A 20,521-nucleotide genomic window follows, 5' to 3' on the forward strand; every position below is an offset into this window, starting at 1 on the left:
CGTGGCGATGTGCTCGGTGCCGGCGTACCTGCGGCGCCGTACGGCGTCGGCGGCGGCGCCCAGCGCGTGCAGCGGGGCGTCGCGGTAGAGGACGAGCGCTTCCTCCGGGGTGATCCGCCCACCGCCGGCGGCACGGTCGAGGACGGCTGTGACATCAACAGACGTGAGGTCGGCCTTCTCGGTCACCGGAACGACCCTTTCGTAAGGGGTGTGGACGGACCGATCCAGCGTACGTCAACGGCCTTCCCCGTCCGACGTCAGGCCGCGTACGCGCCGATCAGCAGCCCCACGAACGCCCCGCTGATCAGGAACGGCCCGAACGGCATCGCCGTCTTGCGCCCGGCGCCCCGGGCGACGACGAGCACCAGCCCGTACAACCCCCCGAACAGGAACCCCGCGAAGGTGCCGAGCACCACCACGGGCCAGCCGTACCAGCCGAGGACCGCGCCGAGCCCGAGGGCCAGCTTCACATCGCCGAAGCCCATGCCGTTCGGGTTGATGAGGAAGAGGACGAAGTAGCCGCCGCCGAGGGCGAGGGCGCCGTAGAGGCTGGTGAGCCAGTCCCCGGCGTGCTCCGGGAGCAGGGCGCTGACCCCGAGGAGGGCGAGGGCGGCGGCGGCCAGCGGCAGGGTGAGGACGTCGGGCAGCCGTTGCACCTTGTGGTCGACGACGGCGAGGAGGACGCCGACGGGGGCGAGCAGCAGCCAGACACCGAGTTCGGGCCGGGTGCCCGTGGCGGCGGCGAGGAGGAGGCAGACGACGGCGGTGACCGTGGCCACCAGCGCGCCGCTCGGCCCGTACACGTGGCCGCCGCCGGCACGGCAACGCGCGGTGCCTATCCAGCCGCCGATGAGATGGCCGTCGGGGCAGCGGTCGCGCCAGTGCTCCTCCGGTTCGACGGAGAAGCGGTAGGCGCCGCGCGGCACGAGCAGCCCCACGACGGCTCCCCACACGGCGGCGGCGCCCGGCAGCACGAGGTCGAGATCCACGGGCACACCTTACGTAGGTGCCTCAGCGGCGGTGAGCCCGTCCGGGACGCTCACCAGGAGTGAGTGCTTATACAAGGATGTGACTGCATGTAGTGCGATCATCACCGAGACGTAACGTTTGCTTCCGCACTGGTCCTTCTTGGGCGGTTGGTGCGCTATGTGTTTCGGCATGGAAATGATCACGAGCGCGCCGGCCGGCAGCCCGACGCTCGAGTCACTCCGGGTGGAACCGCTGCTCACACCCGAGTTCGACGCGGATCCGATCAGGGTGTACGAGCGCCTGCGGCGCACCTACGGTCCGGTGGCCCCGGTCGGTCTGATGGGCGTGCCGGTGTGGCTGGTCCTCGGCTACGGCGAGGTCCTGGATGTGTTGCGCAACGAGAGCACCTGGCGCCGTGACGTCCAGTACTGGCGGGCACGGGCATACGGCCAGCTGCCGCCGGACTGGCCGCTCCTCGCGGGGTACGAGGTGCGGCAGACGATGTTCATGGACGACAAGGAGCACCGCCACGCCCGGCAGACCCACAACGAGGCGCTGCACCCCTTCCGGGACGGCAACACCGCGCAGGGGTGGGAGATACGGACGGCGGTCGCCCGCTGCACGGACGACCTCGTCGCGGCGCTGGCGGCGGAGTCCGGGCACGTCGGATACACCGATCTGTGCGCGCGCTACAGCAGGCCGCTGCTGTTGATGGTGACCACCAAGCTGTTCGGGTTCCCGAGCGAACTCGGTGACGAACTCGTCCACGACCTGTGGCTGATGCTGGACGGCGGACCCGGCGCCGACCCGGCGGCCGGCCGCGCCCTGGCCGCCATGACGCGCGTGGCCGCACACCGCAGGGAACGCCCCGCCGACGACCTGACGTCGTACATGCTGCTCACCGACCCCGGGCTCTCCGACGAAGAGCTCGGCCGCGAGCTGTTCATGAACGCCGTCTACCTCAACGACATCACCAACACGATGGTGTTGAACACGCTGCTGGAGGTGCTGGTCGGCAACGCCTCCGTGCGCCGCACCCTGTCCACCGGGCAACTGGAGGAGACGCTCAACCGGGCGGTGCTGATCAACCCTCCGGCGGCCAACATGCCCTTCCGGTTCGCCTCGCGGGACGTACGGCTGGGCAACTTCTGGATCCGGGCCGGTGACGTCGCCCTGCCATCGGCCGCGGCAGCCCACCAGGAGCTGATGGTGGCCGGTCCCGACCAGGTCGCCGAGTCGATGGTCAGCACGCGAGCGCACCTGGGCTGGGGGGCCGGCCCGCACCAGTGCCCGAGCGCCGCCCGCGAGTTGGGCAGCATGATCGTGACCACGGCGGTGGGGCGCTTCTTCGAGCACTTCGACCGGGCCGAACTGGCGGTGCCGCCGGACCGGTTGCCATGGCGGTCGGGGCCGATGGTGCGGGGCCTCAGACAACTCCCGGTGCATTACGAGCTGAGCCGAAACAGCGCCGCGGTAGGCCGCCCCGGCCGTCCGTCCGACCGGGCGGGGACCTGGCACCGGTGGAGGCTGCGGCCATACCGCCCACGGGTCAGCCGAGGGGGCTGTTCTCGGCACTGCGGAGGATGATGTCGGGCGGGCAGTGACGTCAGGTCATGCCAGACATCGATCGGTCGGCCCCCCGGTCGGCGTTCTGGGTCGGGCACGCCAGGCCCGGCATCCCCCGGTCGGCGCCCGGCGGGCGGGAGGACCGGGACGCCGGGCGCCGGGCGCCGACGAGTCAGCCCGTCGCCATCCAGCCAACCCAGCGCCGGTGAGTCAGCCGGGCGCCGACGAGTCAGCCCTTCGCCGTCACCGTCAGGTCAGCCCTTCGCCGTCACGGTCAGGTCAGCCCGTCGCCGTCACCGTCAGGTCAGCCCGTCGCCGTCACCGTCAGGTCAGCCCGTCGCCGTCACCGTCAGGTCAGCCCTTCGCCGTCACCGTCAGGTCAGCCCGTCGCCGTCACCGTCAGGTCAGCCCTTCGCCGTCACGGTCAGGTCAGCCCTTCGCCGTCACGGTCAGGTCAGCCCGTCGCCGTCACCGTCAGGTCAGCCCGTCGCCGTCACCGTCAGGTCAGCCCTTCGCCGTCACCGTCAGGTCAGCCCGTCGCCGTCACCGTCAGGTCAGCCCGTCGCCGTCACCGTCAGGTCAGCCCGTCGCCGTCACCGTCAGGTCAGCCCGTCGCCGTCGCCCCGCTCCGCCAGGTCGGCAGCAGTTCGTCCAGGAGTGCCTCCGTGCGTGGCGGCAGGCCCCGGGCCCCGCCGCGCGTGACCAGGTCGGCGGCCAGCGTCCTCAGCCGGTCGGCGTCCCCGGTCGCGTGTGTCGCGCGCAGCAGCTCGTTCCACAGGCGCTCGTCGGCGGGCGCCGAGCCGAGCGCCGCGTTCAGCGCCTCGATCGCCTTCTCCGCCCGGTCCTTCTCCAGGTGGAACGCGGACAGCGCCAGCCCGATGTCCGCGACCAGCAGCGGGAGCTGGGCGTCGATGATCTCGTGCGTGAGCCAGCCGTAGCGGCCCTCGGGGCGGTCGGCGAGGAGCGGCCCGCGGACCAGGACGAGCGCGTCCGTGAGCAGCCGGCCGCGGACGACCCGGCTGTCGACGCCCTTGCCCTGGGTCGCCTCGTGGTAGAGCGAGCGCAGCACGTCCAGGTCGGAGACGACGGACTTGGCGAGCGTGAGCCGCCCGGTCTCGTCCGTGCCGAGCCGGGGTGTGCCGTCAGGGTCACTGCCGAGCCAGGCGCGCATCCGCTCGAGGAGCGCGTCCGTTACGTCCTCGGTCGCCCCGCGCGGCCACAGCGCGGACGACAGCACCCGCGGGTGCACACCCTCGCGGTGCAGCAACAGCAGCGCCAGCGCCTCGTGCAGCAGCGGACTGCGTTCGCCGTCCGGAGTCTCCAGGCCGATGATCTCGTACGGTCCGACGAGCCGCGCGTACACCGCCGGACGGCCCTGTTCGCTGATGTCGACGAGGAACGGCGGGGTGGTCGTCGGCCCGTCCGGCCCGCGCTCGGGGTCGGCCTCCACGAACAGCTCGACGACGGCGCGCTGCTGCGCCACCGGCAGCACCTGCGCTTCGAGTTCCAGGCCGAGCAGCGGGGCGAGCAGCTTCCCCTCCCCCGTGATCTCCATCTCCCAGGCGGCGCCCGGCAGTTCACCGGCCTCGGTGCCGACGAGGTAGCCGATGCCCAGCCGGCCCGCGTCCGCGGCCAGTTCGGCGAGCTCGACCGCGTCCTCCGGCGACGGCTCGGCCGCGAGGAGAACGAGGTGCGGCGCCCAACGCGTGTGCTGCGCCGGGCCCGTACGGCCGGTGAGCACCGAGTCGTGCCCTGCCGCGCCCAGCGCTCCGCGCCGCTGCCGGGTCTCGGCCTCCATCGTCTCCAGGAGCGCCTCGATGCCGTCGAGATGACGCAGCCGGTTGGGCGCGAGCGGGGTGAGGTCCTCGCCGAAGCCGACGAGGGTGATCGTCATGCGGTCGGACCACCCGTTGGTGGCCAGCTCGGCGGCGACGGAGGCGAAGACGCCGGCCCGGTCGGTCTCACTGCCGCTCAGGGAGACGATCCCCGGAACGGACTCCAGGTTGAGCAGCAGCCGCGAGTCGTCCATGGTGCCGAGGCTGACCAGACCCGGGTACGGCGCCGCGGTGTCCACCTCGTCGTACCGCTCGGCGTCGGCGCGCGCCAGCATCCAGAACGTCTGGTCCTGCCCCAACTGCCAGGGCAGCGGCGGCTTTCCGGCGGGCTGGGCGAGCTGGAGGTGCAGATCGCCGTTGCTCATCCAGGCCGCGTACACGGTCGGCAGCGGGCGCGACTCCTGGGCCAATGAGGCGGCGAGGCCGCGCAGCGAGCGGTCGAGGAGCCGTACGCCTTCGGGGTCGGCGCCGACGAGCAGTGCGTCCCGCGCGTCGGCGGCGTCACCGGTCGGGGTGGGCGGTTCCATACCGCGGCGCCCGCCGACCGCGCCGAGCGCGGACTGCCACAGCGCCTGGCGGCGCCGGCGGCCGAGGGCGCCGAGGAGGCCGGCGGCGAGCAGTGGGGCGCCGATGAGGGCTTCGGGCAGCCCGAACCCGCCGCCACTTCCCTGCCCGGCGGTGGCGTGCTCCTGCCCCTGTTCCTGCTCCTGTCCCTGTCCCGGCTGCCCCGGCTGCTGGGACTGGTGCGACCGGCCGTGGTCCTGGGAGGGCCGCTGCTGGGGAATGTTGATCTGCGCGGTGTCGCGGTCCCGGTCGGTGGCGGCGCTGCCGTCGCCCTGCTGACGACCCTGCTGGTGGTCGCCGGTCCTGGCGTACTCGGAGATCTGCTGCCGGGCCTCTGGGGAGACCTTGGGTGACTCCTCCGGCATCTCGACGAGTTCACCGCCGCGGGCGTCGCCGGGCATCTCCATGATCCAGCCGGGCCGGATGAGGCTGGCCTCGGAGAGCCGTGAACCGTCGGGCTGTACGCGGTCCTTGTTGAGCTCGTAGATCTCCTTGTACCGGCGGCCGTCGCCGAGGTGGCGCTCGGCGACCTCCCAGAGGGAGTCGTGGTGGCGCCCTTCCGGCGGCTGGATCCGGTAGTACTTGGTGTCCCCCTCGGCCTTCGGGGTGTTCCGGGCGCTGCTCTCGGCGTGGGCGGCCTGCTCCGCGACGGCGTTCACGGCGGCGCCCGCGGCCTCCTGGCTCTGGCTGAACAGGGTGCCCGGGGTCTGCTGGGCGGCGGCCACGGTGGGCCGCTGGTCGCCCTCCACCTGCTGGCCGAACTGGCTGAGTCCGGGGGTGAAGCCGGCGGCGGTCGCGCCGACCAGCAGCAGCGCCGCGACGAGCTGCCGCGCGAGCAGCTGGCTCGGCCCGGCCCCGGGCACCCGCCCCGGCACACCCACGCCGGAGAAGGCGGCCTTCACCTCGACGAGGACGCACGCGGTGAACTGCGCCCAGGCGAGCCAGACGACGACGGTCAGCACGTTCACGAACGTGTCGACCGTGATCGGCCGCTTGAGCCAGTCGGTGGACGGGGCACCGTCGGGCAAGGGCCAGCCGGCCTGGGTGGCGAGGGCCAGTGGCACACCCACGACGAGCAGGAGGAGAGCGACGAAGGCGAGGAAGGCCTTCACGAAGTCCCCGAACGACCGGCGCCGGCGGGGCAGGGGCTGCGGGGTCCGGTTCGGCGGACCCGGCGGGCTTCCTGTCGAGCTTGAAGTGGTGCGCGCCATGGAGGGTTTCCTGAGGCCTTCGTGAAGTCGTGGGGGTGTGGGGTGCTAGGGCGTGGGGTCGGTGGCGTGGTCGCTCGGGACAGGGGTGGGTCGTGGTGCGAGCCTACTGAGATCCTACGAAGGGTGTCGAAGGGCGGGCAGGGGCACGGGTGTTGTGCCGGCCCTTCCTCCAACTCTTCCGCCCCGCACCGCACGTTGCGCACACAATCATCCACCGGGGCTCAATTTCCCATTACCGGGCCCTGATAGCTTCGTTCTCACTTGCATACGCCAACACCCCGGGAGACAGCAACCGTGGCACGCCCGGCCCTGCCCCTGACCGCCACGCTCGCCGCAACCGCGGCTCTCGTACTGACCGCTTGCGGTGGGGTGAGTCCTCCTCTTCGCAGGACCTCGAGGGGGCGGACACGGGTTCCACCAGCGCTTCGGCATCGGCGTCGGCCACGGCAGACGCCCGCCGACCGGACATCAGGGTGCCGAAGGACCTGAACGACGTCGCCGTCGTTCTCGTGCGTCGGCCAGGACCTCGCCGACCGAGGCGTCGTCGAGGAGGCAGGCGACCACGAGGTCGCTAGCGGCCACCGCTTCGGAAGCCGTCTCCGTGGCCTTTGCACCCTCGGCGGCGATCGCCTCGGCACGGCTCGCTGTGCGGTTCCAGACGGTCAGCTCGTAGCCGGCGCCGAGCCAGGCACGGGCGATGGCGGTGCCCATCGCACCGAGACCGAGCAGCGTGATCTTCTTTTCGTTGTTGTCTCCCATGTCGATCAGGCTCGTCGCGGGAGGCCTGGATGATGAAGTACGTACTTGAGAGTGGGTGGTTACCCTGGCGTGAGTGACCAGGTGGAGTGGCGGAGCGATGCGGATCACTCGGCGGCCGGGAGCGTACGCGTGCGGGATCGACGCCGCGATGGACGTGATCGGCGGCAAATGGAAGGGACTGATCCTCTGGGCACTGGAGATGCGGCCGCACCGCTTCGGCGAGCTGCGCAGGGAGCTGCCCGGAGTGACGGAGAAGGTCCTCACCCAGCAACTGCGCGAACTGGAAGAGGACGGCATCGCGCATCGCGAGGTGTACGAAGAGGTGCCGCCCCGCATCGAGTACTCGCTGACGCCGCTCGGTGTCTCACTCAACGAGGCGCCGGCCCCCCTGGGCCAGTGGGGGCGGCACAACGTTCTCGACGACCAGTCCGCCGACCGGTGAGCGTGCGCGCGACGACTCCAGGTCACATCACACGCACTTGCCGCTGTCCGCCACCCCACCACCCTTCCCCTGTCACCTCCGCGAAAGCGAAGACACCACCACCGGACGCACGACCACGCGCGAGCTGGAACGTGCGGTACGTTCAGACGTACGTTCTGATGTAGGCGTTGCAGGTGTTACGGGGGAACGGACGCGTGGCGCACAGGCCGACGGACTGGCACATACTCGACCTGGACAAGGACCCGACTCCGGGAGACCCGCAGCGGATCCGGAAACTCGCGGGCGGTCTGCACGACTTCGCCGATGACGTGAGCCAAGTGCTCCGGGACGTCAAGGGGATGGCGAAGGAGGACGCGGTCCTCGCCTGGGCGGGCAAGACCGCGGACGTGTTCACCGCCGAGTTCGAGGACGTCCCCGGCAAGCTGAAGAAGCTCGAGAAGTCGTACGGGCTCGCGGGTGACGCCCTCGCCGCCTACTGGCCGGACCTCGAGGACGCCCAGGAGAAGGCGGACAAGGCTCTGCGGGACGGACGTCGGGCGCGGGACGAACTCGCCACCGCACAGGGCTCGTTGTCCGGGGCGAACGACTGGGTGCGTACGGCCACCGCGAAGGCGGACTCCTACGACCCGGAGAAGGACGGCGGCGCCAAGGACGTACCGCAGCCGGACGAGGCGGACCTCCGCCGAGCCACACGCAACGCCCAGCAGGCGAAGGAGCGCCAGGCGGCCGCCCAGCGGGACGTGGACGCCGCGCAGAGCGCGCTGGACGCGGCGAAGAAGCTGGCGGCGCAGGCGAAGGGGCTGCGCGAGGACGCGGCCCGGCGCACGGTCAGGAAACTCGAAGAGGCCTCCGACGCGGGTATCCCCAACCGTCACTGGTGGGAGGAGGCCGGCGACTGGGTCTCGGACCACTGGGACGAGATCGTCACGGTCTGCAAGTGGGTCGTCGCCGTCGTCGGCATCATCGTGATGATCGTCGGCGGGCCGCTGGGGTGGCTGGTCTTCGCCGCCGCGTTGGTCGTCCTCGCCGACACGATGAGAAAAATGGCCAATGGCACGGCAGGCTGGGGCGACCTTTTATGGGCCGCCCTGGACTGCATCCCGGCCACCAAGGGTTTCACCAGCCTCGCGAAGCTCGGAAAGCTGTGGAAGGCGGGCGGCCTCAAGTCCCTCGGCCCCGCGTTCATGGGCGGTATAGGGGGTGGGCTCAGGAATCTCGCGAACGGGATCCGAAACGGTGGCGCCGCACTCAGGTCGGTGTTCCTGCGCACCATGGCAAAGGGCCACCCTGAGCGAGCTGGATCAAAGATCCCGGCACCTCCGGCAAAGCCGGGCGACGCCGCGCTCGCTTCCGGCATGCCCATTTATCACGGTGACAATGTGCTGGCGATCGGCTACGACAGTTCGACGCTACGGAATTTCAACGTCGCCGAACGCCTTCCGGGACACCAGGACGTCGTGATCCACGGCTTGCGCGACGGCACCTTCCTGGCGGGCAGCGACAACTTGTCCGGATTCCGGGCGGCAGGCGAAATCGTCAACCCTCATCAGGTCGCGGACGCCGTGCGCCGCTTTCCTGGCTATGACGGAGATCCGGTGCGGTTGCTATCCTGCCACTCCGGCGCCATACCGCCGGGCGGAATCGCACCGGCCCAAGAGATGGCGAATATTCTCGGTACCACGGTGCGGGCGCCCACGAACGCGGTGGGTGTACCACCCATCGGGAACGGACCTTTCACCCCGTCCATTCGGGACAATGGGACATGGCGCACGTTCCTGCCCCTTCTGTAACAATCAGTCCCGACACAAGGAATCCAAACATGATCAGGACCTTCGGATTCTTCCGAGAGCAGTCGCAGCAGTGGGGCATCGAGAACAGTGACTCCATCCGGGACTTCGTGCGCCCCGTGGGAGAGAAGGACGAGAACGAGATCGTCTCCTATCTGGTCAATGGTGCCGACATCTTCAGCGAGATGGGGGCGGAAGTCGATGTCCTGTCGCCGGACGGGTTCGCCATCGCAGGTGGGGCATCACTAAAGACCGATGGCGCGTGGGTGTGGAGATACGACCTGCCGCATTATGTGGCCGATTACCATCTGGCCCTGCCCGAGGAATTCGTCCGCAGGATCAGGGAACTCGACTACACCGTTCCGCAACTCGACGAGAACACCCTCTTCTCCGTTCTCGAGGAGGTGACGGGAATTGACTTCCGGAACCGGTGACCGCACCCACGGTCCGAGTGGATCGGCGACACCCGCCACGACGGCGGGTATCTCACTCTCCGTCCCGGATTCCTGGTGGGAGTTCGACATCCGCCCCGAGGGCCGGGACGCGACGATCCGTCGACTGGTGGACGAGCGGGTCCGCGAGACCCCGGAACTGGCCCCCTACCGCTCCGACCTGACCACCATGCTCCGCAGGATGGCCAAGGACGCCCACGACTCCGGCGCCCTCTACCTCGGGTGCATGGCCGAGAACTTCGACGGCGTACCGCTCTCCGCGACCGTCACGGTCTCGGTGCTCGGCGCGAAGAGCAAGCAAGGCGGGGCCCTGTCCACCGACCCGCGCGCCATCGCCGACACCCTGCGCGGCATCACCCCGCGTCGCGAAGGCGACGTCTGGCGCACCGTGACCACCGTCGACATTCCCGAAGTCGGTCCGGCGGCCCGTACGTTCGGCGTCGAGGACGTTCCCGTCGCGCCGGGCGACAGCCGCACCCTCCGGATGGTGCTGACCCAGACGTACATCCCCGTCCCGGGAACCACCGACCAGGTCGTGCTCGTCTCCGGAGCCAGCCCGGTGCTGGATCTCGCCGAGGCGTTCCACGACATCTTCGACGCCGTGACCAGCACCTTCCGTTTCGTCTGAGCACCCCTCAACAGGCAGGAGGAGACCACGTGGGCGGCAGCAAACCCGATCTCGCCCTTCCGCTCAGCGAACTGGAGGACTACGGAAGCCGGCTTCGGGACATCAAGCGGCGACTGAACCACACCAAGAAGCTCTTCGAGTCGTACCGCGACGACATCGGCGACAACGGCGTCTACGACAAGCTCGAGGACTTCGAGTCCAACTGGGAGGACGGCCGCGAGGACATCAGCCAGCAGCTCGACGCCCTCGCCGACATGTCCGACGCGGTCGTACGCGAGTTCAAGAAACTCGACGACAAGCTCGCCAAGGACGTGTCGCAGGGCGTGAAGACGAAAGACGGGGGCGGGGCGAAGCGGGGTGAAGGCAGGAACGGTACCTAGTGCCCCGGCAGGCAACGTTTGCCCGTCAGGAGCGGCGTCATGGGGGTCCCCCGCTATAGCGCAGCCGAGAGTGGGGGAGAAGTCGAGAGCTTGGGGGAGCGTGCTCTGGGGGTACCCCCTGCTCGAAGAGTTTGGGGGAGCGTGCCGGGGGTCGCGACGGGGCGAACGGTGCCTGTCGGGGCACTAGGGCCCTTCTGCCCCGGCGGGCAACCTTCGCACGCCCGCTCATTGACGGCCGACGTCGCGTGCCGAGGCACTGGATCCTCGTGGGTTCACCTCCCCGGGATCCCTCTCACCCCACCTCGTTCTCCGCCACCGACCGCCCCCGCACCACCACATCGCCGCCGTAGAACATGCCCGTGAAGACGGGTGAGTACGTGAGCTGGACCTCCACCTCGACCTGGTCGACGTCGGCCGCCACGCAGTGCGTCCCGGCGATGTCCGCGCCGTTCATGTCCATCTCCTGGGCGAACGCCCTCACACGCGCGTCGCAGTTCTCGAAGTTGATGGGGGCGGGGCCGCCCTCGTTGTCGTAGAGGGCCTCCTTGTCGATGTCCTGGGCGGCGTAGCGGGCCGCCTGTTCCGCGATGTCGGCGGCGCGTTCCCGCTTGGAGATGGACAGGCCGCCGTCGATGACGAAGGCCGACAACGACAGGAACACCAGCGCGAAGATGATGACCGCGCCCGCGCCCGACCCACGGTCGTCCAGGCGCTCACGCCGGGTCCTGGTCCATCTCCGCACGGCCGCGCGCACCTTCATTGCGTCCTCCGGAACGGATCCAGCGGCGAACTGAAACTCGCCGTCAGCGTCGTCGGGATGTCCAGGCCGATCATCGCCAGGCCCCGTACCTCACAGCTGACCTCGACGGTGAAGATGGTGTCGGGTTCGAAGCCCTGGCTGGTCTGGGTCACGGCCACCGGGCCCGAGCAGACGTTCTCCAGGTTGGCCTCCGCCGCTTTCCGTGCCTCCGCCATGGCCGTGGCGTGTTCCTTCTGGATGGAGCCGGCCCGTGCCGCGTCGCGTGCGGCACCGTCCAACGCCCCGCGGCCGTCGACCAGTTGCCCGAACGCGACCAGCACCAGGACGAACAGGATCATCACCGGGGCGAGGATCACCACCTCGACGGTGGACAGGCCACGGTCACCGTCGGCCGGGGCCCGGCGCCGACGGCGTGTCCACATGGAGACCAGGGAGACTGGCGGCATCAGTTCTGCCCCTCCTCCACGAACCGCTCCACCGGCCCGGCCGACTGCGCGTGCACCGTCAGGTCCAGCCCGGGGAACACCGACGGAACCCGTGCCGTGATCTCCACTCCCACCGTGTTCGGCTCCGGCTGCAGCATGACCACCTCCGGTGCCAGCACCAACTGCGGACCCAGCTGCTGGATGTAGCTGTCCACCACGTCCCGCGCCTCGCCCCGCCACGCGCCGGGCTGCTCGTCGGCCGTGGCGCGGGCCTTGCGCGCCCCGGCCTGGGCCGCCGCCTGGGCCACATGGTCCGCGAAGAAGTACAGCGCGAACTGCACCGTCGCGAAGATCATGAAGAAGAGCACGGGCGTCAGCAGCACGAACTCGATCGCGGTCATACCGGAGTCACCGCGGGAGGAGGCGGCCTCCACCCGGCGGTGCGCCCAGCCGCGTATCCGGCGACGTACCCGCAGCACCGTCATCCCCGTTTGCCTAGGCGTAGTTGACGTACGTGAACGTGGTGTCGAAGAACGGCTCAGCAGGTCTTGCCCGCGTCGGCACCCTTGATGCAGTCGCCCACCTTGTTGGCGCCGTCGCTCAGCGCGGCGTTGATGATCGCCGCGACCACACCGACGATCGCGACCACGACCGCCGAGATGATGACCCATTCGACGGCGGAGGCACCGCGGTCGAGTTCGCCGGAGCGGGCACGCTGCACCCGGGCCTGCAGGAAGGTGACCAGGAAGTCGACCCCCGGGATCCCGGTGCTGAAGTTCCGTCCGTACATGGTGAGTTGTCCTCTCCAAATGCTTTCTCGAAGAATGGTCCGCTCAGACCTGGAACACGCGCATCGCCGCCGGGAAGATCAGGAAGACGAGGAATCCGGCGCACAGCAGCAGCTGCGCCACGAGCATCGACTGCGACTTCTCGCCCGCGTTGCCCTCGATCTCGGCGAGTTCGCGGTGCCGCATGGTCTCCGCGCGTGAGGCGAGCGACTCGCGCACCTTCGCGCCGTCGTCCGCGACCAGCGCGAGCGACGCGGAGAGGTCCTTGAGCTCCTCCACGCCCAGTTCCTCCCCGAGTTGACCCAGCGCCTGCCACTGGCTGATGCCGGTGATCCGGGCGTCGGAGAGCGCGTTGCGGATGCGCTGCGTCGCCCAGCCGTCGGACACCTCCGCCGCCGTCATCAGCGCCTCGGGCAGACCGCGTCCGCCGGCCAGGCTCATCGACACCAGGTCCAGATAGGCGCCGATCACCCGTCGCAGGTCCCGTCGTTTCTCGGCGGCGTCCCGCCGCACCTCCAGATCCGGCAGGACGAAGAACAGCGCCGCGCACAGCAGCGCCAGCCAGACCGGGACGACCGGGCTGCTGCCGAAGCCGAGCGTCCACACGACCGCGAACAGGAACGGCCCGAAGAACAGCCCGGACACGGCCAGCAGCATCTTGGTCGCGAGGAAGTTCTCCCAACTGCGGTCCAGAACGGCGAGATCGGCGCGCAGCGAGCGCTGTTCCCAGCCCTGCTGCAGATAGAACTCGGAGACCCGGGCACCGATGTGGGCCCGTAGCGAGCCCAGTCGTCCGCCGCCGTCCTGCCTGGCCCGGTGCGCCGACTCGTACGCCGCCCCGCGCGCCCGCATGGCGTCGATGCGGGCGACCTGCGCCACCGCGCTCCGCTTGGCCGGCATCAGGGCGCGGATCAGCGCGTAGACGCCGAGACCGAACACGGCGCCGACCGCCAGGGGAAGCGTCAGCTCGTTCATCGTCGTATCGCCTCTTCCTGCGGGGTTCCGGCCGCGGCGGCGGACTGCGTGCGCGGGCGCACGAACTGCACCGCGGACTCGTCCCGGACCAGGAACCGCTCCGGAGTCTCGATGGTCGACAGCTTGCGCAGCCACCAGAAGCCGAGAGCGAACAGACCGCAGACGCAGGCGAGCACCAGCTGTCCGACCGGCGAGTTGTACGGCTCGACGAACTCCCGGTTGAAGATGGAAAGCCCGAGGACGAACGCGATCGAGACGGCTACGACGATCTGCACGGAGCGCCTGGTCGAGGCCCGCTGCGCCATCACGCGCTGCCGCATGTCGACCTCTTCGCGCGCCGACTTGGCGAGCGCGCCCAGGACCTGGCGCAGACCGGGGCCGCGCAGCCGGGCGTTGAGGATGAGCGCGGCCACGATGATGTCGGCGGACGCGTCGTCGATTTCGTCGGCGAGTTGCTGCAGTGCCTCGGGCAGCGGTGTGCGGGCCCGCAGCCGGTCGACGAGGGCGTCGAGGTGCGGGCGCAGGACGGGTGCCGCGGCGCGTGCGGAGGCGGGGATGGCCTGCTCCAGGCCGACCGCGCCCGCGATGGTGTCCCGCAACGACTCGGTCCAGGAGGCGAGCGCCTCCACGCGCCGCATGGCCGCGCGTTCCTCCGCCGCGCCGCCGAACAGCTTGTGCCAGAAGAAGACGAGGACACCGGCGGCGATACCGGCCACCGCCCAGCGCGTGAACAGCAGCACGACCAGTCCGGCACCCACCGCGAGCGAGCCGCGCCGTCCGGCGAACCGCACGAGCTCGTTGGCCCGTTCGCTCGCCTTCTGCTTCTCGTGTTGTGGCTTTGCGGGCAGTCCGCGCAGCGCGACGACGAGCAGTGCCACTCCGCCGCCGACCCCGACGCCGCACGCGAGCGCGTACAGCACCGTCGTCGAGAACAGCCCGCCCATGGAACCGAGCGTGTCGAGTCGCATCGTCAGATCACCCCCAGGTCTCGCCGGGAATCCGGTAGCCGTGTGCGACCAGGTCGTCGAGGCACGCGATGGGCGCGTGCGGAACGACCCGGCCGTCCGGAGCCTCGGCGAACACCTCGCTGGAGAGCACCCGGCCGTCCACGCCGTTGACCTCGCGGATGGAGGTGACCATGCGCTGCAGCCGACCGCCCGTCTGGTAGTTGTTGCGCCGCTGGATGAAGACGACGAAGTTGACCGCGCCCGCGATCAGCATCTGGCTGGCCTCGATGGGCAGCCGCTCCTGCGCCTGGAGGGCGTAGGTGGAGATGCGGTTGAAGACCTCGCTGGAGCTGTTGGCGTGGATCGTGGACAGCGAGCCGTCGTTGCCCTGCGACATGGCGTTGAGCATGGTCACGATCTCGTCGCCGAGGACCTCACCGACGATGACTCGGGAGGGGTTCATACGCAGCGAGCGCCGCACCAGCTCGGCCATCGAAATGGCGCCCTGTCCCTCGGAGTTGGGCAGTCGTTCCTCGAACGCGACGACGTTCGGGTGCAGATCGGCGAAGGTGTCGAGCCCGAGCTCCAGGGCGCGCTCGACGGTGATGAGCCGCTCGTGGGGCGGGATCTCGTTGGCGAGCGCCCGCAGCAGTGTCGTCTTACCGGCGTTCGTCGCGCCCGCGATCATGATGTTCTTCCGGGCCCGTACCGCGCAGGCCAGGAAGTGCCCGATCTCGGGCGTCAGGGTCCCGTTGCCCACCAGGTCCGACATGAAGACCTTGCCCATCCGGGCGCGCCGGATGGAGAGGGCCGGACGCCGGGTCACGTCCATCACGGCGGAGAGCCGTGAGCCGTCGGGCAGCCGCAGGTCCAGCTGCGGGTTGGCGGAGTCGAAGGGCCGGGAGGACAGGCCCGAGTAGGCACCGAGGACCTGGATCAGCTCGATGAGCTCCTCGTCGTTCTCGGCGACGGGATCGCCCGTCACCTCCCGCCCGTCGGCGTATCCGATGAAGACCTGGTCGTACCCGTTGATGTCGATGTTCTCGACTTCCGGGTCGTCGAGCAGGGGTTGCAGCCGGCCGACGCCGAAGAGCGCGGCGTGCACGGCGGCGGCGTACTGTTCCTCGGTCTCGGCGTCGAGTGGGGTACGCCCGGAGTTGATCTCCGTACGGGCGTACTCCTCCAGTATCTGAGCGATGACGGCGCGGGCGTAGTGCCGTTCGTCCTCGCTGGACATCGGCGTGACGCCGGAGACCTGGTCGAGCCTGCGCTGTTCGGCGATGCGGTCGCCGGCGTCCTGCCGGAACCGCTTGACCAACTGGTGGTCGACCGCGGTCATCGGCCGGCCCCCGCGGCGGGCCGGCCGTGGTGCCCGCCCGTATGCCCATCGGCCGGTACGGACCAGGCGGCGCCGTACTGCTGGTAGAGGTCCGCGGTCACCTTGCGCGCGCTGCGGATGAGCAGCGACTTGTCCAGCCGCCCGCGTCGACGGCCCGCCAACTGCTCGGCGCCGATTGGGTCTTCGGCGAGGGTGCCGACTACCCGGGCGCCGGTCTGCCCGGCCACCAGCATGTCGCCCACCTGGTGGACGAGCTTGGGCGCGTCGCCCGGGTCGGCGATGAGGATGACGCCGATGAGCGGGGTGGCCAGGGACGCGGCGCCGCGCGGGCCCCCGTGCAGCTTGGCGGAGAGGGCGGCGGCGCGGTCCCGCACGCGGGCGATGGACTCGGGCTCGGTGCGAGAGACCAGGAGTACGAGGGCGGCCTGCGAGAACATCTCAACGGCCGGGCTGTCACCACTGATCCGTCCGCAGTCGGCGATGACGTCGGCGGGCTGGTGCGGGGAATCGGCGAGTTGGGCGAAGGCACGGCCGAGGGTGGGCCACAGGCCGGCGAGCCCGGCGGCCTGCTCGGCGATGCCGAGCCCGACCAGTACGTCCAGTCCACCGCTCAACGGCTGGACGTGATCCCAGAGTTGGTCCGGCACCAGGCCTCGGCGGGCGGTCGCGGCTATGGAGAGCATGCCGGTGTTGGGGTTGAGCGGTCCGCCATGCGCGGCGGCGCTGCGGTAGACGAGGTCGCCGCCGGCCGGGTCGGTCTCGGCGAGCAGTACGCGCCGCGGCCAGACCGCGGCGAGCGCGACGGCGGCGGTGGTGACGCCGGGGGAGCCTTTGTCGGCGGCGAGGGCGATGAGAGCCATGTCTGGTGTGCTCGCCCTTAGTTGCCGGGGACGAGAACGATGGCGACCTCGCCCGCGGCGGCGGCCTGCGCGAGAGCCGCGGCGTCGTCCTGGTCGACGAGGAGCGTCAGCGAGAGGTTGCCGCTGCTCACGGTGGCGTCGCTGTCCTCCTGCACCGTGTTGATCCTGGCGTCGTCCACGATGAGGGAGTTGTCGGTACCGGTCGAGGAGCCCGAGGAACTGCTGCCGCCGGTCCCGGAGTTGGAGGCGGAGGAACCGGATGACCTGCCGACGCGGTAGGCGGCGACGGTGTCGCCGGACTTGATGTCCGCCGGGTACTGGCCCTCCTCGAGGGCGAGTCCCACGGAGGCCTTGCCGGCCGGAAGGCTGACGGTCTTGGCGAACATCTGCCCGACGGCGACAGTGCCGCGGGGGATGGTGGTCACGGCCCGGTAGGCCTTGATGGCCTCGAGCTGGGTCCACGGGACGTAGTCGATGCTGTCGTCGGCGGCGACCATCACCGAGGTGACGTTGTCGTCGGTGATGGACTCCCCGATCGGGATCTCCTTGGTCACCTTCACGGCCTCGATCCGGTTCCCGACGCGCAGCACCAGCATGGTGGCGCCCAGCGCGCCCACGAGTATGAGGAGCACCGCGAGCGCGGCGAGCGCCGGTTTGCGCTCGCGAGGCGGCGCGGGAAGCCGCTCACCGATCACCGGCTGAGCCGGTGCAGCGGAGCGCGTGTTGCCCGCCCCCGTACGCTCTTGGATCTTCACGCAACCGCTCCCCGTACACCCAAGAAAAAGTGTTCAACTCGTCTGCCATTTGGGACACTCCGCTCGTGCACGCCCTTGCGGGGCGTACCGCCTGAGCTGGACGTACTGCCCGATCTGGCCCAATAGCCAGCGCTGGAGCGGGTGTCAAGCCATCGCACCGTATCAGCCGCACATAAGCCCCTCAAGGCACGTTGTGGATCGCGGACCCCACCGGACTCGACCTTATTCACATGCAACTGCCGCCATTCGGTTCCCCGTTGCCGGCCGGTAATGCGGGCCGTCGGCCGCTGTGCAGGAGCGAATCCGCGGCGCTCTCCGATCCGTGCCGGAGCTGGGCTTTCACGCCGTCAGAGGGGTTCGTCACGGGGTGGTCATGAGGCCTGCACGAATCACTCACGAGCCGTTCGGTGGGCTCGCGCGGCTGAGCACTGAACGGGGCCCCGACTGCCCGCCACGGCTGTGGCATCCGGACCGGACCCGGCGGCCCGCCACGGCCGGCGCCGCCGCGAAGACCGGGGCGGCGCCTTCGGAGCGACCGCACCCGGCACACCTTCTCCGCCCGAGAACGGATCACCTCCGCGAGTGAACCGCCGGCAGATGCCGACCATGCTCCGGCCGAGCGACCTGGCTTCCACGCCGCACCATGGTCAGCCGGCCTTTCAGAACACGCCGCCCTGGCGGCTACTCCGCGAAGCGGCTGAACGCGTCACCGGGGACGGGGATGTCCTCGGGACCGACTCCTCCAGCCCTTCGGGTTGCCGAATCGATAACTCCAGCGAAGAGCAGGGTCCGGCCCTCAGCCCGGGCAACTCGTCACAGCACCCCACTCGTACGTGTGCGCCCGGACACGATCAGGACACAGGGACGAGCCGATTTACCTGGCTAAATACCTGAATGCCCCGCCATCAGGGGCAAGTTGAGCCTGGCGAAACCGCGAACCCCATGGATACCGTCGTTGCACTTGATGGCATCTTTGTCTCACGGGGAGTCACAGTGAAGCGCCGCTCTTTGCCCGTTGCTGCCGCGTTCGCCGCGACCGCAGCTCTCCTGCTGACGGCGTGCGGCGGCGGGGGTGACAAGACCGAGGACAACGACAAGATCGCGGGGGCGGACCAGGGCGCAGGCAAGACTTCGGCCTCACCGAGCGCCGGCACCGCGGGTGACGCGGAGCGGCCGAAGATCACGTTCCCCCGCGACGTCGAGAACGTTTTCGAAGGCTGGAAGACGGGGAATGCCGCGAAGGACGCGGTGCTGGCGGACGCCCAAGGCAGCGTGAATGCCGTCGACGACGCGATCCTGCGCGGAGACAAGAACTCGTCGACGGTTCAGTTCTACCGGCAGGGTGACGCACTCATCAGTGCGGCCAAGTGGATCCAGGCATGGCTGGACGAAGACCTCACCTGGACCGGCAGCACACGGTACTTCGACGCGAACGTGAAGGTGTTCGACAAGAACACTGCAGCCGTCAGTTTCTGTGCCGACGAAAGCAAGGCGTACAACAAGGACCGGAAGACGGGCAAGGTCGACAAATCCCCTTCCGGAGAGAGTTCTTATGTCACCTACAGCACGCGCCTTGAGAAGAGCGATGAGGGTGTTTGGCAGACAACCAGCGTCCTGTCCAAGAGGGGGGACAAGACATGCGCGTCGTGACTGCGCGGCTCGCCGCCACCGTCGCCCTCGTCGGCGCCTTCGCTCTGACTTCCGGGACTGCCGTGGCCAAAGGCCCCGGGAAGTCCGAGAGCGAACTATCGACAAGCAGTACGCGACAGGGCCAGACCCTTGAATCCCGCATCTCTTTCAGCGGCTCCATCACGGGCTCCGGCGGCGGTTCCTCCGACGGCATGACGCCCGTGGGTAACTGGACGCCACCGGCCTGCTGGTACGAACCCCGCACCGCGGACGAGTTCGCCCAGTCCGTCGAGAAGACATACGACGAAACGGTCAACTACCCCGGTCAGCACAGCTACGCCAAGGCAGCCGTCGGTCAGTACCGCCAGAAGTACAAGGACGGCGAGTTCGAGAATTACAACAAGGACATCGCCGACGAGGGCAACTGGTGGGTCGCGGTCCAAGATCCCGACCGCTGGATGGAACCCGAGGCACAAGCCTGTGACAGGGAACCATTCTGGGTCGAGAACGGTGATGCCCCCGACGTGGGGAACGCCGTCACACCCGAGGTTCTCGCGGAACTCGCCTACAGCCGCACCAAAGTCCCGGCCACCGAGGTCACCCTCGCTCCCGAGAACGTCACCAAGGTGAACCTCCCCACCTGGGCCTGGCTGGACAAGGCGACGTTCAAAGAGGTCTCCGTAACGGCCGAGTTGAACGTCGGCGGTCTCAACATCCAGGCCACCACCACGGCCAAGCCGGTCTCCCTCAGGCTCGAGCCGGGAACGGCCGACGCCGAGACCTACCCCGCCTCCGGCGAGTGCGCGATCAACGACGACGGCTCGATCGGCGAACCCTACGCGCAAGGCAAGGCCGACCAGACCCCTCCGTGCGGCCTCAAGTACCTCCGTTCCTCCGGAGACGAGATGTTCAAACTCCAAGCGACCGTCACCTGGGAAATCACCTGGGCCGGAACCGGCGGAGCCGGTGGCAACCTGCCCGACGGCGAGTTCGGCAACGACCAACCGGTCACAGTCCAGGAAATCCAGTCCGTCAACCGCTGAGCACCAGCACCGCACACGCACACCCCAGCCCCAGCCCCAGCCCGCCAAGGAAGACCACAACCAGCAACCGACAACGAGGGACCCACAGGCCACCATGAGCGACCTGCGCCTCGAGGACACCGTCTTCGAGGATTTGAAGAAAACCTTCGGCACGATCAGCGACAGCATGGACGCCGCACGCCGCACCCTCCGCGCCACGGACGCCTCCGCCGTCGGCGAAAGCCAACTCATCGAGGACCTACGCGACTTCGCAGACGACTGGGGTTACGGCATCAAGCAACTCGGCAAGCACACGCACGGCGCGGTGAAGATGATCAACAAGATCGGTGACGAGTTCGGCAAACTCGACCTAGACCTCGCAGAATCCCTCAAGTCGCCCAAGAAGTCCGACAAGAAGGGCAACTGAC

Annotated in this window: 20 protein-coding genes and 2 pseudogenes; 9 read left to right on the top strand and 13 right to left on the bottom strand. The window is 69.4% G+C overall.

Annotation, left to right across the window (positions count from 1 at the left end):
• Nucleotides 1-186: pseudogene (locus tag EF387_RS08805) on the bottom strand (dehypoxanthine futalosine cyclase); the annotation flags it as partial.
• Nucleotides 187-257: 71 nt separating this feature from the next.
• The gene (locus EF387_RS08810; RefSeq protein WP_420802544.1) at nucleotides 258-995 is read right to left on the bottom strand and encodes a prepilin peptidase; all 738 of its coding nucleotides are present in this window, start codon (nucleotides 993-995) and stop codon (nucleotides 258-260) included.
• Between the two features lie 163 nt (nucleotides 996-1,158).
• Here EF387_RS08810 and EF387_RS08815 point away from each other — a divergent pair, with 163 nt between their 5' ends.
• Nucleotides 1,159-2,556 carry a cytochrome P450 family protein gene (locus EF387_RS08815; protein ID WP_238431405.1) on the top strand — a complete coding sequence of 466 codons (1,398 nt, stop codon included), beginning with the start codon at nucleotides 1,159-1,161 and terminating at the stop codon, nucleotides 2,554-2,556.
• A gap of 583 nt (nucleotides 2,557-3,139) precedes the next feature.
• Here the strand turns inward: EF387_RS08815 and EF387_RS08820 are convergent.
• Nucleotides 3,140-6,145 carry a BTAD domain-containing putative transcriptional regulator gene (locus EF387_RS08820; RefSeq protein ID WP_128375957.1) on the bottom strand — a complete coding sequence of 1,002 codons (3,006 nt, stop codon included), beginning with the start codon at nucleotides 6,143-6,145 and terminating at the stop codon, nucleotides 3,140-3,142.
• Nucleotides 6,146-6,655: 510 nt separating this feature from the next.
• A pseudogene (locus EF387_RS48115) lies at nucleotides 6,656-7,012 on the bottom strand (NAD(P)-binding domain-containing protein); the annotation flags it as partial.
• On the opposite strand from EF387_RS48115, the gene EF387_RS48120 reads away from it, so the two are divergent.
• The 5 genes from EF387_RS48120 (at nucleotide 6,978) to EF387_RS08850 (ending at nucleotide 10,593) form a co-directional block, all read left to right on the top strand.
• The gene (locus tag EF387_RS48120; protein ID WP_274388928.1) at nucleotides 6,978-7,346 is read left to right on the top strand and encodes a winged helix-turn-helix transcriptional regulator; all 369 of its coding nucleotides are present in this window, start codon (nucleotides 6,978-6,980) and stop codon (nucleotides 7,344-7,346) included. The pseudogene EF387_RS48115 and the gene EF387_RS48120 overlap by 35 nt on opposite strands.
• Nucleotides 7,347-7,540: 194 nt before the next feature.
• Complete coding sequence (locus tag EF387_RS08835) at nucleotides 7,541-9,136, top strand: putative T7SS-secreted protein (protein ID WP_128375960.1); 1,596 nt, start codon at nucleotides 7,541-7,543, stop codon at nucleotides 9,134-9,136.
• 29 nt (nucleotides 9,137-9,165) lie between these two features.
• The gene (locus EF387_RS08840; protein WP_128375961.1) at nucleotides 9,166-9,567 is read left to right on the top strand and encodes a hypothetical protein; all 402 of its coding nucleotides are present in this window, start codon (nucleotides 9,166-9,168) and stop codon (nucleotides 9,565-9,567) included.
• 127 nt (nucleotides 9,568-9,694) lie between these two features.
• A complete protein-coding gene (locus tag EF387_RS08845; RefSeq protein WP_338058097.1) occupies nucleotides 9,695-10,213 on the top strand; it encodes a hypothetical protein in 519 nt (172 codons plus the stop codon).
• A gap of 29 nt (nucleotides 10,214-10,242) precedes the next feature.
• Nucleotides 10,243-10,593, top strand: coding sequence for a hypothetical protein (locus tag EF387_RS08850; protein WP_128375962.1), 351 nt, complete (start codon nucleotides 10,243-10,245; stop codon nucleotides 10,591-10,593).
• A 292-nt stretch (nucleotides 10,594-10,885) separates the two neighbouring features.
• Here EF387_RS08850 and EF387_RS08860 read toward each other — a convergent pair whose 3' ends face one another.
• From EF387_RS08860 to EF387_RS08900, 9 genes are read right to left on the bottom strand one after another with little or no spacing between them, the layout of a single operon-like run.
• Nucleotides 10,886-11,353 (bottom strand): pilus assembly protein TadG-related protein, encoded by a 468-nt coding sequence (locus EF387_RS08860; RefSeq protein ID WP_128375964.1) that lies wholly within the window; start codon nucleotides 11,351-11,353, stop codon nucleotides 10,886-10,888.
• Complete coding sequence (locus EF387_RS08865; protein ID WP_128376049.1) at nucleotides 11,350-11,775, bottom strand: TadE/TadG family type IV pilus assembly protein; 426 nt, start codon at nucleotides 11,773-11,775, stop codon at nucleotides 11,350-11,352. The genes EF387_RS08860 and EF387_RS08865 overlap by 4 nt, the downstream gene beginning before the upstream one ends.
• A gap of 23 nt (nucleotides 11,776-11,798) precedes the next feature.
• A complete protein-coding gene (locus tag EF387_RS08870) occupies nucleotides 11,799-12,263 on the bottom strand; it encodes a TadE/TadG family type IV pilus assembly protein (RefSeq protein WP_128375965.1) in 465 nt (154 codons plus the stop codon).
• Between the two features lie 53 nt (nucleotides 12,264-12,316).
• The gene (locus tag EF387_RS08875; RefSeq protein ID WP_128375966.1) at nucleotides 12,317-12,568 is read right to left on the bottom strand and encodes a hypothetical protein; all 252 of its coding nucleotides are present in this window, start codon (nucleotides 12,566-12,568) and stop codon (nucleotides 12,317-12,319) included.
• Nucleotides 12,569-12,611: 43 nt separating this feature from the next.
• Nucleotides 12,612-13,541, bottom strand: coding sequence for a type II secretion system F family protein (locus EF387_RS08880; protein WP_128375967.1), 930 nt, complete (start codon nucleotides 13,539-13,541; stop codon nucleotides 12,612-12,614).
• Nucleotides 13,538-14,509, bottom strand: a complete 972-nt coding sequence (locus tag EF387_RS08885; RefSeq protein WP_128375968.1) for a type II secretion system F family protein — start codon at nucleotides 14,507-14,509, stop codon at nucleotides 13,538-13,540. Before EF387_RS08885 ends, EF387_RS08880 begins: the two co-directional genes overlap by 4 nt.
• Before the next feature lie 7 nt (nucleotides 14,510-14,516).
• A complete protein-coding gene (locus EF387_RS08890) occupies nucleotides 14,517-15,827 on the bottom strand; it encodes a TadA family conjugal transfer-associated ATPase (RefSeq protein WP_128375969.1) in 1,311 nt (436 codons plus the stop codon).
• Nucleotides 15,824-16,687, bottom strand: a complete 864-nt coding sequence (locus EF387_RS08895; RefSeq protein ID WP_128375970.1) for a hypothetical protein — start codon at nucleotides 16,685-16,687, stop codon at nucleotides 15,824-15,826. Before EF387_RS08895 ends, EF387_RS08890 begins: the two co-directional genes overlap by 4 nt.
• A gap of 17 nt (nucleotides 16,688-16,704) precedes the next feature.
• Complete coding sequence (locus EF387_RS08900; RefSeq protein ID WP_128375971.1) at nucleotides 16,705-17,442, bottom strand: hypothetical protein; 738 nt, start codon at nucleotides 17,440-17,442, stop codon at nucleotides 16,705-16,707.
• 942 nt (nucleotides 17,443-18,384) lie between these two features.
• On the opposite strand from EF387_RS08900, the gene EF387_RS08905 reads away from it, so the two are divergent.
• The 3 genes from EF387_RS08905 (at nucleotide 18,385) to EF387_RS08915 (ending at nucleotide 20,520) form a co-directional block, all read left to right on the top strand.
• Entirely contained in the window at nucleotides 18,385-19,092 is a 708-nt protein-coding gene (locus EF387_RS08905; protein WP_238431407.1) for a hypothetical protein, read from the top strand.
• Complete coding sequence (locus tag EF387_RS08910; protein WP_238431408.1) at nucleotides 19,080-20,114, top strand: hypothetical protein; 1,035 nt, start codon at nucleotides 19,080-19,082, stop codon at nucleotides 20,112-20,114. The genes EF387_RS08905 and EF387_RS08910 overlap by 13 nt, the downstream gene beginning before the upstream one ends.
• 94 nt (nucleotides 20,115-20,208) lie before the next feature.
• Nucleotides 20,209-20,520, top strand: coding sequence for a hypothetical protein (locus tag EF387_RS08915; RefSeq protein ID WP_128375972.1), 312 nt, complete (start codon nucleotides 20,209-20,211; stop codon nucleotides 20,518-20,520).
• Nucleotide 20,521 lies beyond the last annotated feature (1 nt).

This window comes from Streptomyces cavernae (assembly GCF_004023625.1).
Taxonomy (GTDB): domain Bacteria; phylum Actinomycetota; class Actinomycetes; order Streptomycetales; family Streptomycetaceae; genus Streptomyces; species Streptomyces cavernae.